We start from the raw sequence: 13,463 nt of genomic DNA, 5'->3' as shown, positions 1-13,463 counted from the left end.
ACAAGCTGCCGCGGCCGGCCCGCTTGCGCGGGGCTGTTACAGCAGGCGCCGCAGGATGAGGGCAGCACCGTCGTCGTACACCGAAGCGGTAACTTCATCCGCGACGGCAATGACTTCTTCAGGCGCTTGGCCCATGGCGACACCGCACCCGGCCCAGCTGAGCATTTCAATATCATTGCGGCCGTCCCCCACTGCCACCGTGTGCCGGGGGTGCGTGCCGAGCCGCTGGCGCAACTGCTCCAAGGCGCTGGCCTTGGTGACCCCGGCGGCTGCGATGTCCAGCCAGGCAGTCCAGCCCACCGAGTAAGTGACCCCGGACAGTCCGATCTTGCGAATGGCTGTGGAAAACTCTTCGGCCGTGTTCTCGCTGCTGAACACCACGACACGCACCGCAGTGGCGTCGAGCATCGTCTGGAAATCGACGCCGATTGCCTCAACACCGAAGCTGGCGTCCTGGAACCGCTCGGTGGAGAGGAAGTTCCCGTCCTCGTCCTCGAGCGCGTACTTGGCGGACGGAAGCTGCTCCCGAAGAGCCATCAGCGCCGGGGCCGGATCGAACGTGGCCTTGTGAATGATCTCGTAGCCAGTGTCCAACTGGGGGTCGAGCCGCAACGTGACACCGCCGTTGCAGCACACGGCATAACCGCGTTCCAGTCCAATCTGCTCAATGATGGGCAAGGTGGCGTTCAACGAGCGGCCGGTGGCGATCAGGACGTCGTGTCCGTGGGCGACGACTGCCCTTGCGGCGTCGCGGACAGTTGGCGACATGTGGCCATCGTGATCCACGAGAGTTCCGTCGACATCCAGCGCGATCATGAGCTTGTGATTCAAATTCCGCTGGTCATCGATGCCAGCGACTGAGGTACCAGTCAAAATAGTCATGCCTCCAGTGAAGCAGACCCCGCACGACACCAGCTAGGACGCAGACCACAGCAACGGATTAACACGCGGTGAATACTCCCACGTTTGTCCACAGTGTGAGTGTTAACCTCAAGCCCTGGCGCGAGGCCGTAGTCCGGCGCGCAGGAGCTTCTGCCGAAGACGGCCTGGCTGCTCCAAATCCGCCCAATTCCACCTGACGACGGTGAACCCCAGTGCACGGATGCTGTCCTCACGCAGCTTCTCCCGATACGCGAGCTCTTCCGCGCACCAATCCCCTCGCATCTCCTCGTCCGAGCACTCTTGCTTGCCATCGAATTCGCCAGCGACCAACTCCTCCGGCCACCAGAAATCGGTTCGGGCAACGGACTGGCCGGAGTCAACAATCATGTGCTGCTGGAGCGGTTGCTCAAAGCCCAGCAGCTCGATGACAGCCCTGCTGAACGACTCCCCTGCCGATTCGGCCTTCGTGTTAGCCAAGCTCGCGATCCGGACTGCCCGGTGCTTGGTGGCATCAGCCACGATCCCGTCCAGCGCCAAGGCGATCCCAGGGTGTTCGATCAAGCAGGCATCCTGCCCTAGCAAACCCTGTTCCCAGAGCATTCGTGCGATTCCGTCAGCTACAACGAGCGCGCGGCTGAAGGACGAGGAACACATGACATCCATGGCCGTCTGCACCGGACTTGTGCAGGAAAACTGGCCGGAAACTACGGGCTGCGCGTCGCGTCGAAGGACGTAGCGCACGGGATGGTTGCCTGCGTTCCGTGCCTGTTCGGCAAGCGCGCTGTTCCCGTGGACCACAAACGTTGCTGGCCGCCGTCCCGTAATTCGCTCCGAGGACGTGGCTAGATCGACGAACTCCGGGGGGCGAAGTGTAGGGACGCCGAGCACGACAGCTGCGGACTCACCGCAAAACACGGGCCGGTCGAATGCCAGCCCGACCGCTGCTGCGGACCACTCGAACCTCTGGGCAGGCGTCGCTTCCACCCAGGTGGAGGTTTTCACGTAGTACCCGCGCCTCAGCCGGACGAGGCGTCCTGCCCTGAACGGCCGGTGAACCACGGCCGTGGAGCCGGTGAGAGCCAGCTGCTCGGCAGAGACGATGAGCTGCGGAGGGATGTCCATGGAATTACTATCCATGGATCGTTCTGCAGCGTCAGCCGTGCTCTGGCTCCATGTGGACAAGCCCGGCTGTGGAGGACGGGTCCGCCCATACCCCGCAGCGCCCACAAGGGTTACAGAACGGGGAGGACCTCAAGGCCGCCGATGTACTTCTGGAGTGCCTTGGGGACGTTGACCGAGCCATCCGGGTTCTGGTGGTGCTCGAGGATGGCAACGATCCAGCGGGTGGTGGCCAGCGTGCCGTTGAGGGTGGCGACAGCGCGGGTGCCCTTCGCTACGCCGTCTTCATTGACCGCACGCTCGCGGATGTTGAGGCGGCGGGCCTGGAAGGTGGTGCAGTTTGACGTCGAGGTGAGCTCTCGGTAAGCGTTCTGGGTGGGGACCCAGGCTTCGCAGTCGAACTTCCGGGCCGCGGACATGCCGAGATCGCCCGCCGCGGTGTCGATCACGCGGTACGGGAGCTCGACCTTGGCCAGCATTTCCTCTTCCCAGGCCAGGAGGCGCTCGTGCTCGGCAGCAGCCTCTTCAACCGTGGTGTAGATGAACATTTCCACCTTGTTGAACTGGTGGACGCGGATGATGCCGCGGGTGTCCTTGCCGTGCGAACCTGCTTCGCGCCGGTAGCAGGAACTCTGCCCGGCGTAGCGGATCGGGCCGGCGGAAAGGTCCAGGATCTCGTCCGAGTGGTAGCCGGCGAGGGCCACTTCTGAGGTTCCCACAAGGTAGAGGTCGTCCTCGGCGAGACGGTAGATCTCGGCGTCGTGCTTTACATCGAAACCGGTCCCCTGCATGATCTCCGGACGCACCAACGTGGGGGTGATCATCGGCACGAAGCCGGCCTCGATGGCTTGGTCCATGGCCATCTGAAGCAACGCCATCTCCAGGCGGGCACCCACACCGCGGAGGAAGTAGAAGCGCGCACCGGACACCTTGGCGCCGCGTTCCATATCGATCGCCCCGATGAGTTCGCCGATTTCCAGGTGGTCCCGTGGCTCGAAATCAGGGAATTCGCGTGGTGTGCCGACCGTCTTGACCACCACGAAGTCGTCCTCGCCACCCTCGGGCACGCCGTCCTCAATCAGGTTGGGGATGACACGGAGCAGCTCTTCCTGCTTGGCCTGGGCGGCGTCGGCTTCGGCAGAGGCAGCCTTGACCGAGTTGGCCAGTTCCTTGACCTCGGCCAGCAGCGCCTGCTTTTCCTCGCCCTTGGCCTGTGCCACCTTCTTGCCGAAGACGTTCTGCTCCGCACGGAGGTTTTCGTAGCGGATCAGTGCCGCGCGGCGGTCTGCGTCGGCGGAAATGATCGCGTCCACCACGGACTCGTCGGCGCCGCGGGCGCGCTGGCTGGCACGGAACTTGTCCGGGTTTTCGCTGAGGTCTTTTACGTCGATCACCAGACAAGAGTATCGAATGAGCACGCAGCCCCGTGGCCAGCCCCCGACGGCGGCCGGCACCCCTGCGGCCGTGCACGGCCGCACCCGTAGCGGGATAGGGTTGAAGCACCATGAGCAACTGGATCCTGTACGTGATTCTGGCTGGGGGCGTGGTCTTTGCCGTCTCCAGTTGGTGGGGCGTGCGCCGGCTCCGGGCCAGGCATACCCGCAGCGCCGTGCGCGAAGACGCGCACAAGCCCGAAGCCGGCTTGCAAAGGGTGGCCGTGATCCTCAACCCGGTGAAGGCGAAGGCCGAGGACGCACGGAGGATCATCCGGGATGCCTGCAATCTCGCGGGCTGGGACGAGCCCCGCTTCTTCGACACCACAGCGGAGGACCCCGGCCATTCGCAAGCCAAAGCGGCACTGGCGTACAGGCCCGACGTCGTGCTCGTCGGCGGGGGCGACGGTACCGTTCGTGTGGTGGCAGAGTCCCTCGCGCACACCAACGTGGCAATGGGATTGATTCCCTTGGGAACCGGAAACCTGCTGGCACGCAATGTGAATCTGGATGTCAACGATCTCCGCGGCAACGTCCACACAGCCCTCTTCGGCCACCAGCGCTACATCGACACCGCCCGAATGGCGATCCACAACGAACGGACAGGCGCCTCTTCCGAGCATGCATTCCTGGTGATCGCCGGCATGGGCCTGGACGCCGAGGTTGTGGGCGACACCAATGACGGCCTCAAGAAGGCAGTCGGATGGCTGGCCTACACCGAGGCGGGCGTCCGCCACCTGCCCGGCCGGCGCAAACGGGTCACCATTGCCATGGACGACGAGCCCGAGCAATCCCGGAAAATCCGAAGCGTCTTGTTCGCAAACTGCGGCCTGATTCCAGGGGGCATCGACTTCATCCCCGGCGCGATGATCGACGACGGCGTCCTCGACGTCGTGGTCATGAGTCCCCGCAGCGCCATCGGCTGGATCGCGGTGTACGCCAAGATCTTGTTCAAGCACAACCGGAACCTGCCGGTCATGAATTTCTACCGTTCGGGCAAAGTGGTCATTAGCACCAGCGAACCGATGGCCACGCAACTTGACGGTGATCCCTCGGGCGAGGCCACGAAAGTCACCGTCAAGGTGGAGCCGCGTTCCCTCCTCGTGCGCGTGCAATAAGCGGTGCGCGTGCAATAGCGCGACGCGCTATTTGGCGTTCTTCGCCGCGTCAGCTGCTTTGTGTTCCGCCAAGTTACGTTCTGCCAGGGCTTTGGCGGCCGCGCGCGCTTCCGATTGCTCGCGAATCATGGCCTGCTCTTCCTCAAAGCGCAGCCGATCAGCCCGGTCGGCGTCGTCGCCGTCCCAGTCCTGGTTGTCCGCCTTGGGCTTAGGGTTGACGATCATTCCCTGGCCGCTGGTGTCATTGCTATTTCCTGACATGGCCCGCTCCCTCCGTTAGGGGCATGCGTCCATCAATTGTGGATCAAGCAAGCATACGCACAGTTTTATCCACGCGATAGGGGTTGAAGAGTCAATTATCCAACGCTTTGCGAAGCGGATTCGGGGCGGTCAAGCGCCCGGTTCCGCACCCAGAATGCCCCGAACCCAGGCATGTGCGGATGCGAACGCGGCGTCGGAGGTATGCGGCGCAACCAAGGCTTTCTGCTCGTCCGCCCGCGCATAGGACCCCAGGAATCGGGTGGCCGGGCTGATCCGATGCAGGCCCGCCAGGGCATCGGCTACCCGGGCGTCCGACGCGTGGCCGTCGGCGTCGATACTGAAGAAGTAGTGACCCAGATACTGGCCGGTGGGCCGGGATTCGATGCGACTGAGGTTGACTCCTCGGGTGGCAAACTGGTCCAGGATTTCCATCAGGGCGCCCGGGCGGTCTTCCGGAAGGGGCACGACGACGGTGGTCTTGTCCGCGCCGGTGCGTTCAGTCAGTGCACCGGGACGGCTCACCAGGACAAAGCGGGTCACCGCGCCGGGGTTGTCGCCGATGTTCTCCGCAAGGATATTCAGGCCCGGCCGCTCGGCCGCGACAAGGGGGGCGCAGATGGCGGCGTCATAGTGCGCCTCGCCTTCAAGAAGCCCGACGGCGGCTGCCGCCGTGGAGGAGCCCGGCACGTATTCCGCATTCGGGATATTTTCGTCGACCCACAGCCGGCACTGGGCCCAGGCATGGCCGTGGGTGGATACCCGGCGGATGTCCGAGATCTTAACTCCGGGCCGGGCAACCAGCACGAAGGTGATGGGAACGAGCGCTTCACGGATGATCCGCAGCTCTGTTCCGGTGGCAATGGCATCCAGGGTGGCGGTCACGCCACCCTCCACCGAGTTCTCGATCGGCACCATGGCCGCATCCGCCTCGCCTTGTCGAACCCTCTCCAACGCCGTGTTCACGTTGGTGCAAGGGACCCTGTTGGCATCGGCCGCGCCGGGGACCTGCAAGAGGGCAGCCTCGGTGAAGGTGCCTTCAGGACCGAGGAAGGTGTAGGTGAGCGCGGATCCCGACATTGAATATTCCTTTAGGGTTATGCGTAGGGACTAGAGGACAACTGGCTTGAGGCCGTTCTCCGAAACCATCGGCCGACCGGACTCGAACCACATGTCCATGCCTCCGGCGATATTGGTGGCGGTGTAGCCCTGCCCCACCAGCCATTGAACGGCACGGTAGGACCGCCCGCCCGTACGGCAGATGACATAAAGGTCATCGTCGGGGTCAAGTTCGTCGAGGCGGCCCGGGATCTGGTCCAGCGGAATATGCAGCGCACCCTCGGCGTGGCCCGCTACCCATTCGTAATCCTCCCGGACGTCCAGGATTTTCGCGTCCGCCGGAACATCGCCGACAGGCACGGTCTCGTAATCGCTCACGTGGGTCCCTTCCAGTTGATTCAAATCTCCAAATCAAGCCTAGTCCCCGCCCGCTACGGGACCATCATCACTGGAACCCTCGCGGCGTGGGCCCACCCGCCGCTACCCTTACCTCGCTTCGCTACGGCGAGGGTCACGGTACTTCCTCACTCCACCGCTGCGGCACTAGTGTTGGCGCTAAATGTTCGCCGTTGTCGCGAGCGAGACCACTCAAGGCAGGGAGGAGGCACCATGGCCGCCAACGAGCCCACCATTCTGGCAACCTCCGGAGGCTATAAGTCCGGTCATCGCACCAGGATGGAGTTCGACCTCCTGGTTCACCACGCCGTCGAACTCTCCGGGGTGAGCGGACGCGCGCCGCGAGTGGCGCATATCGGCACAGCCTCCGGAGACCAGCGCTGGTTCGCCGCGGAATTGGACCAAGCCGCCCGGGTTTCGGGTTTCGATTTCAGCCACCTGAACCTTTTCACGATGCCGAACTACGGCGATCCCGAGGCGTACCTTTTGGAACAGGACGTGGTGTGGGTCAACGGTGGTTCCGTGGTCAATCTTCTGGCCGTATGGCGTGCGCACGGACTGGACGGCATTTTGAGGCGCGTCTGGGAACACGGTGTAGTGCTGGCCGGAGTGTCCGCGGGCTCGATTTGTTGGTACCAGGGCGGCACTACGGATTCCTACGGCCCTGAATTGCGCGCCGTGACCAACGGACTGGGCTTCCTCCCCTACGCCAACGGTGTCCACTATGACTCCGAGCCGGGCCGCCGCCCGCTTGTCCACCAACTGGTGGCAGAGGGGGCGCTGGGGGAAACGCACTGCACCGACGACGGCGTCGGGCTCGTTTACAGAGGCACGGAACTTGTGGACGTGGTTGCCGAAGTCAGGGGCAAGGCTGCTTACCGCGTCACCGCGGCACTCGGCGAATCGGCCGACGCCGTTTCCATCGCCGTGGAGGAGCGCTTGGAGCCCCGCTTCCTTGGCTGACATCCACGAACTCGGCGCCGTCGAGTTGCGCCAAGCCTTGGCTGGCGGTCAGCTTTCTGCGACTGAGGCGACGGAGCACTTCATTGCGAGGATCGGACGGCTGAACCAGACGCTGGGGGCCTTCGTCACGGTGACGGCAGACCAGGCCCTGCTCGACGCCCAAGCCGCTGACGCAGCGTACGTTCGCCGGCGCAACGGAGGTCCCGAACTTCCCCTCCTGCACGGCGTGCCGCTGGCTTTCAAAGACCTCACCGATGTTGCCGGAGTCGTGACCACTCACGGCAGTGGAGCCCTGGACCGTAAGCCCGCCCCCGAGGACGGAGCCCTTGCCGCGACGCTTAGAGGCGCCGGTGCCATCTCACTGGGCAAGACTCAGGTTCCGGAATTCGGACTCACGGCCTACAGCGAAAACCGCATCGCACCGCCGTCGCGCAATCCACACGCCTTGAGCCGCAGCTCCGGCGGGTCTTCGGGAGGCAGCGCTGCCGCGGTTGCCGCGGGCTTGGTTCCCTTCGCGCCCGGGAGCGACGGCGGCGGGTCCATTCGTATTCCCGCCGCGGCATGTGGACTGCTGGGGCTGAAGCCGGGCCGGGGCTTGGTGCCGGCCGGGGAAAGCGTCGGAGACGCGGCACGACTCGTGGTGGCCGGGCCTCTGGCGCGCTCCTCCGCCGACGCCGCTCTCATGATGGACGCCCTCGTCCCGCACGGAATCCGGCCGAACCGGGGCTACCTCACGGGCCTAGAGGAAGCGCCCGCGACCTTGCGCATCGGCGTGAGCCTCGACAGCCCGTGGTCCACCGCCTTTCCCTTCGCCCCTGAGCGGGAGGCCCTGGATGCCCTCGCCAAGGGCATCGAATTACTGACGGAAGCGGGCCATTCAGTGCTCGACGCCGGGATCCGCTACGACAATCGCTATCCGGAAGCGTTCACGACCGCCTGGACCGCTGGCGTCGGGAGCGCCCGGATCCTGCCCCAGCGCGAAGCCTTGCTGACCCCGCTGACCCGGACCTTCCGGCGTCGGGCGCAACAGCGGAGCGCAGGCAAGGTCAACGAGGCGCTCAGCTTCCTGCGGCAGTTCACCCACGACACGGTCACCCAGTATGCGCAGTGGGACCTCGTCCTGACGCCGTCGCTGGCACAGACGCCACGGCCCGTGGGCTGGTTCACCGGGGCGATGCCCGGAGGCGAGCAATGGCCGGCTCCCGATTGGCCCGGCGACGCAGATGACGACTACCGCAAGCAATGCGAGTTTGCGCCCTGGTCCTCCATGGTGAACGTGTGCGGGCTGCCAGCGATCACCGTGCCCGTTCATTGGACAGGCCCAATGCCTGGAACGGGGTTTCCGATGGGCATCCAGCTCATCGGAAAACAGGGATCCGAGCTCCTTCTCCTGCGGCTCGCAAGGCAGCTTGAAGGGCAGCAAAAACCGACGCTCCACCACGGCAATTAGTTGCCCTAGGCATCTAAATGATGTGACAATGCGCTCAGTCAATGTCACCATGGATCAGATGAGCACAACTCTTGACACGCGGACGCCCGCCAAAAACGCGGGCGATACGTCATTTTTCGGCCACCCAAAGATGCTGGCCAGCCTCTTCTCCGTAGAAATGTGGGAACGATTCTCCTTCTACGGCATGCAGGGCATCCTGCTTTACTACATGTACTTCACCGCGGACCACGGCGGACTCTCGATCGACAAATCGCTCGCCGCCGGACTGGTCGGCGCGTACGGCGGAGGCGTATACCTCTCCACGATCCTGGGCGCATGGTTGGCAGATCGGCTTTTCGGCTCCGAGCGGGTACTTTTCGGTTCCGCCATCATGATCATGGCCGGCCACATCGCCCTTGCCCTCCTGCCCGGGATCCCGGGCCTGGTGGCAGGCTTGGTGCTGGTGGGCATCGGATCCGGTGGCCTCAAGGCGAACGCGACCGCACTGGTCGGCACCCTTTATGGGGAGAAGGACGAACGGCGTGACGCCGGCTTCTCCATCTTCTACATGGGCATCAACCTCGGAGCCCTCATTGGACCGCTTGTTACCGGCTGGCTGCAGGAAAGCAACGGCTTCCACTGGGGCTTCGGCGCTGCCGCAATCGGCATGGCGATCGGCCTCGCCATCTACGCACTCGGCCGAAACAAGCTCCCGGAAGAAGCCCACCGCGTCCCCAACCCCCTTCACTCCGCACAGCGGAGCCGTTACGGGCTCATCTTCCTCGGGATCGCCGTCGTGATCGCCGTGCTGCTAATGACCGGTGTGGTGAACCCGGGCAACCTGGCCCGCAGCATGGCCTACGCCGCCATTGTCGCCTCGGTCATCTATTTCACGCTGATCTTCCGAAGCAAGAAGGTCACACCGTTTGAGCGCAAGCGTGTTGTCGCGTTCATTCCGCTGTACATCGCGTCGGCAGCGTTCTGGGCACTCTTCCAGCAGCAGTTCACGTTCATTGCCGTGTACTCGGAGGAAAAACTGGACCGCAACTTGTTCGGCTGGGAAATGCCGGCAGCCTGGGTACAGTCCATCAACCCTGTATTCATCATCGTCTTCGCAGGCGTCATGGCTGCCCTATGGACAAAACTTGGTCCGAAGCAGCCGGGATCCCCCATCAAGTTCGCTGCCGGACTCTTCGTCATGGGCCTGGCGTTCCTGGCCTTCATCCCTCTGACCGGAGCCGGAAAGACCCCGCTGCTGGTGCTTGTGGGAATCCTGTTCCTCTTCACCCTGGCAGAGTTGTTCCTGTCCCCCATCGGCCTGTCGGTGAGCACCAAGCTGGCCCCCAAGGCTTTCCACACCCAGATGGTGGCCCTGTTCTTCCTCTCGGTGTCCCTCGGCACCGCGCTGGCCGGCATCCTGGCCGGGCTGTACAACCCTGACAACGAACTGCCGTATTTCCTGGGTGTCGGCGGCACGGCCGTGGTCATCGCTGTGGCCTTGGCAGCCGGCTCCCCCGCCATCAAGAAATTGATGGGCGGCGTGCGCTAGTCACGTAGCCGACTTAACCGCGACGGCGGCCGGTGCGTTTGGTGGGTTTCCCGCCAGGCGCACCGGCCGCCGTCGTTGTTGCTAGTAGTTGTAGTTGTAGCGTGAAGCAGTCGCGGCAAAAATCGCGATAAAGACCCAGAATATGATCACGCCAACAATGCCCAGGTAACCCATGACAAGGCCGGCAATGGCCATGCCTTTACCGGCCGGTTCCTTCCTGAGGGCCATGTGGCCGAGGATCACAGCGGCAATCTGGGGCAAGACGAAGAAGCCCAAGCCCACGAAGACCGCGATCCCGCAGCACATGCTCGCAATACTCAAGCCCTTGGGCTCGACAGGCATGCCATAGTACGCGGGCTGTCCGTAAGGGCTGGCCGGCTGACCGTATGCAGGGGGCCCTTGGGGAGGTTGCCCATACGGCGAAGCAGGCTGTCCGTAGGGGCTCGGCGGCTGCTGTCCGTAGGCGGGCTGGCCGAATTGCGCCGGGCCGCCCTGGGGCTGGCCGTACGGTTCCTGCGACTGAGGCGATTGCGGCTGTTGCGGCTGGCCATAGGGGCCGGAAGCCGCCGGCGAGGCAAACGGCTGCCCGCCGTACGGGTTTTCGCCGGGTTGGGATGCGGGCGGAATGTACGACGGCGGTTCGTAGCCTTTGGGCGGTTCGTCGCCCTCGGGAGCGTTCTCGGGTTTAGCTGGCTGGTCGGTCATGGAAAATCCCCCTTGCGAGTCTTTGTGCCCAGCCTACCGCCGAGCGAAGGCGCACATAAGCTCCGGAGCCCCGGCTTCCCAACCCCATGCCGCGCTCCGGTAAACGGGCGGTGAATCTTCGTCGGTCAAACGGAAATACGAAGTCACAGGCACCGCAATAGTGGGTTTTCTCTTCAAGCTCACCTGACGGTCTGGCATGCTGGGTCAATGGCTAGCCGTGCGGGCACTGTTGCCCTTCCCCAGGACCTTGTAGACATCACCGCTCTTCTTGACGCGTACTACGACGTGACGCCGGATCTGAGTGATCCCGCGCAGCGCGTTGCCTTCGGCACCTCCGGGCATCGGGGGTCGAGCCTCAAGGCCTCATTCAATGAAGGGCATATCCTCGCCATCACCCAGGCGATTGTGGAATATCGCGCCGGGCAGGGCATCACCGGTCCTCTCTTCCTGGCCAAGGACACCCACGGGCTCAGCGAACCAGCGCAGAATTCCGCCCTCGAAGTGCTCGCTGCCAACGGCGTCAATGTGCTGATCGACGCGCGCCACGGCTACACGCCCACCCCGGCCCTGAGCCACGCGATCCTCAAGTACAACAACGAAGCCGGCCCTGGGCAGCCCCAGGCGGACGGCATCGTGGTCACCCCGAGCCACAACCCTCCGGCCGACGGCGGTTTCAAGTACAACCCTCCTCACGGCGGCCCTGCCGACACGGACGCCACCGGCTGGATCGCCAACCGCGCCAACGAGCTCCTGGAAAACGGGCTGCGCGGCGTCAAGCGGATACCTTTGAACGACGCCCTCAAAGCGGATGGCACGGGCAAGTTCGATTTCCTGAGCAGCTATGTGGACGACCTCCCATCCGTCCTGGACCTCGATGCGATCCGCACCGCCGGCGTGCGCATCGGTGCGGACCCCATGGGCGGCGCCTCAGTGGACTACTGGGGTGAAATCGGCGAGCGTCACCAGCTCGACCTGACCGTGGTCAACCCCACCGTGGACCCGCAGTGGGCTTTCATGACCCTCGACTGGGACGAGAAGATCCGCATGGACTGCTCCTCGCCGTCGGCCATGGCCTCTCTTATCAAGCGCATGTCGGACAGCGCTTCGGCAGGCACGGGCGCCTTCGACGTCGCCACTGGAAACGACGCCGATGCCGACCGCCACGGCATCGTGACGCCGGACGGCGGGCTGATGAACCCCAACCACTACCTCGCCGTCGCGATCGACTACCTGTACCGCAACCGCACAGGGTGGAACCCGGAGTCGGTGGTCGGCAAGACCCTCGTGTCTTCCTCCATCATTGATCGCGTAGCTGCCGGACTGGGCCGCAAGCTCGTGGAAGTCCCCGTGGGCTTCAAGTGGTTCGTCCCCGGCCTGCTCTCCGGCGAGGGCGCCTTCGGTGGCGAAGAATCCGCGGGCGCTTCCTTCAACAAGCGCGATGGAAGCGTCTGGACCACTGACAAGGACGGCATCCTGTTGGCCCTCCTGGCGTCGGAGATCACGGCTGTCACGGGCAAGTCGCCGTCCCAGCTGTACAAGGGCCTCACGGACCAGTTCGGTGCGCCCGTCTACGCACGGATCGACGCCGCCGCCACGCGTGAGCAGAAGGCCAAGCTCGGCAAGCTCTCCGCCGCGGATGTCACCGCCACCACGCTGGCGGGCGAGGACATCACTGCCAAGCTGACCGAGGCTCCCGGCAACGGCGCCTCGATCGGCGGCCTCAAGGTTGTCACGGAGAACGCCTGGTTCGCGGCCCGCCCGTCCGGAACCGAGGACGTCTACAAGATCTACGCCGAGTCCTTCAAGGGTGCCGACCACCTCAAGCAGGTCCAGGACGAGGCCAAGGCGCTCGTGGACGGCGTGATCTCCTAGCCCGCGCTAGTTTGGCCCGGCCGGGAGGCGCCACAACTTGAGGATCCGGCGAATGGTGTGGTTGCCTTCCGGCGCCATGTCCACCAGCGCGATCTGGTCGAGCACGACGGCGTCACCCGGCTTGGGGCGCTTGCCGTCGTGATGCGAAATATGCGGACGGTAGTTCTCCATGACGTAGCGCGGGGTCGCTGCGCGCCCTCCGACGCTTGCCACGGCGTCGAACAATTCCTCGTGGAGGCCCTGCAAAATGGGATGGTGTTCCACGAGGCTCACCGGGATCGATCCTTGGTGACCGAATCCGGCGTCGGGCCCTACGGTGAGATCCGCCCCCAAGGCGCCCATCGCGGGAGCGGTGACAAGCTCGGTGAGGCGCGCGGCGACGTCGTCCTCATCGGAGGGATCGACGTCGAACCTCAACAGGGTGATGTGTAGCGGCCAGTCACTGCGCGGGAAGACCAGCCCATCAGCCACGGCTTCGACGAACGCCACCAGAATCAGGTTCCGCATAAGGAAATCTTGCCACCGTGACGCCGCTCCGAATCACAGACGTGAGCGGGCGTCGGCGAAAAAGGCGCCAAAGGTGAGCGAGCGTCGGTCGAGGAAAACCCTCGCTCGCATATCTGGCCTGAACTGAAAACCCTCCATCAGATATATCGCCCCTAACACCAACGCCCGCTCAG

13 protein-coding genes are annotated in these 13,463 nt (G+C 64.2%); 5 read left to right on the top strand and 8 right to left on the bottom strand.

The genetic code is table 11. The features are described 5' to 3' along the window. Nucleotides 1-36 precede the first annotated feature (36 nt). The 3 genes from LFT47_RS00390 to serS all read right to left on the bottom strand — a co-directional run bounded on the left by LFT47_RS00390 (nt 37) and on the right by serS (nt 3,395). Nucleotides 37-882, bottom strand: a complete 846-nt coding sequence (locus tag LFT47_RS00390) for an HAD family hydrolase (RefSeq protein WP_236814059.1) — start codon at nt 880-882, stop codon at nt 37-39. A 108-nt stretch (nt 883-990) separates the two neighbouring features. Beyond that, nucleotides 991-2,004, bottom strand: a complete 1,014-nt coding sequence (locus LFT47_RS00385; protein ID WP_236814057.1) for a hypothetical protein — start codon at nt 2,002-2,004, stop codon at nt 991-993. Between the two features lie 110 nt (nt 2,005-2,114). Next, on the bottom strand, nt 2,115-3,395 hold the full coding sequence (gene serS / locus LFT47_RS00380) for a serine--tRNA ligase (protein ID WP_236814055.1): 1,281 nt from the start codon (nt 3,393-3,395) through the stop codon (nt 2,115-2,117). Nucleotides 3,396-3,505: 110 nt separating this feature from the next. On the opposite strand from serS, the gene LFT47_RS00375 reads away from it, so the two are divergent. Further along, nucleotides 3,506-4,552 (top strand): diacylglycerol/lipid kinase family protein, encoded by a 1,047-nt coding sequence (locus tag LFT47_RS00375; RefSeq protein ID WP_236814053.1) that lies wholly within the window; start codon nt 3,506-3,508, stop codon nt 4,550-4,552. A 27-nt stretch (nt 4,553-4,579) separates the two neighbouring features. Here LFT47_RS00375 and LFT47_RS00370 read toward each other — a convergent pair whose 3' ends face one another. From LFT47_RS00370 to LFT47_RS00360, 3 genes are all read right to left on the bottom strand, one after another. After that, a complete protein-coding gene (locus LFT47_RS00370; RefSeq protein WP_236814052.1) occupies nt 4,580-4,813 on the bottom strand; it encodes a hypothetical protein in 234 nt (77 codons plus the stop codon). 129 nt (nt 4,814-4,942) lie between these two features. Next, the gene (gene pheA / locus LFT47_RS00365) at nt 4,943-5,890 is read right to left on the bottom strand and encodes a prephenate dehydratase (protein ID WP_236814050.1); all 948 of its coding nucleotides are present in this window, start codon (nt 5,888-5,890) and stop codon (nt 4,943-4,945) included. A gap of 30 nt (nt 5,891-5,920) precedes the next feature. Further along, entirely contained in the window at nt 5,921-6,247 is a 327-nt protein-coding gene (locus LFT47_RS00360) for a rhodanese-like domain-containing protein (RefSeq protein WP_236814049.1), read from the bottom strand. A gap of 231 nt (nt 6,248-6,478) precedes the next feature. On the opposite strand from LFT47_RS00360, the gene LFT47_RS00355 reads away from it, so the two are divergent. From LFT47_RS00355 to LFT47_RS00345, 3 genes are read left to right on the top strand one after another with little or no spacing between them, the layout of a single operon-like run. Next, nucleotides 6,479-7,228, top strand: a complete 750-nt coding sequence (locus LFT47_RS00355; RefSeq protein WP_236814047.1) for a peptidase E — start codon at nt 6,479-6,481, stop codon at nt 7,226-7,228. Then, a complete protein-coding gene (locus tag LFT47_RS00350; protein WP_236814045.1) occupies nt 7,221-8,678 on the top strand; it encodes an amidase in 1,458 nt (485 codons plus the stop codon). Before LFT47_RS00355 ends, LFT47_RS00350 begins: the two co-directional genes overlap by 8 nt. Nucleotides 8,679-8,727: 49 nt before the next feature. Then, nucleotides 8,728-10,206, top strand: a complete 1,479-nt coding sequence (locus tag LFT47_RS00345) for a peptide MFS transporter (RefSeq protein ID WP_442863485.1) — start codon at nt 8,728-8,730, stop codon at nt 10,204-10,206. A gap of 81 nt (nt 10,207-10,287) precedes the next feature. Here the strand turns inward: LFT47_RS00345 and LFT47_RS00340 are convergent, their stop codons facing one another. Beyond that, nucleotides 10,288-10,911, bottom strand: coding sequence for a DUF4190 domain-containing protein (locus tag LFT47_RS00340; RefSeq protein ID WP_236814041.1), 624 nt, complete (start codon nt 10,909-10,911; stop codon nt 10,288-10,290). 207 nt (nt 10,912-11,118) lie between these two features. Between LFT47_RS00340 and pgm the strand changes: the two genes are divergently transcribed. Next, nucleotides 11,119-12,783, top strand: a complete 1,665-nt coding sequence (gene pgm, locus LFT47_RS00335; RefSeq protein ID WP_236814039.1) for a phosphoglucomutase (alpha-D-glucose-1,6-bisphosphate-dependent) — start codon at nt 11,119-11,121, stop codon at nt 12,781-12,783. A gap of 6 nt (nt 12,784-12,789) precedes the next feature. Here pgm and LFT47_RS00330 read toward each other — a convergent pair whose 3' ends face one another. After that, nucleotides 12,790-13,290, bottom strand: coding sequence for a 2'-5' RNA ligase family protein (locus tag LFT47_RS00330; protein WP_236814037.1), 501 nt, complete (start codon nt 13,288-13,290; stop codon nt 12,790-12,792). Nucleotides 13,291-13,463 lie beyond the last annotated feature (173 nt).

This window comes from Arthrobacter sp. FW306-2-2C-D06B (assembly GCF_021789175.1).
Classification (GTDB): domain Bacteria; phylum Actinomycetota; class Actinomycetes; order Actinomycetales; family Micrococcaceae; genus Arthrobacter.
The sequence above is the reverse complement of the archived record's forward strand: the minus strand, read 5'-3'. Positions and strand labels throughout refer to the sequence as shown.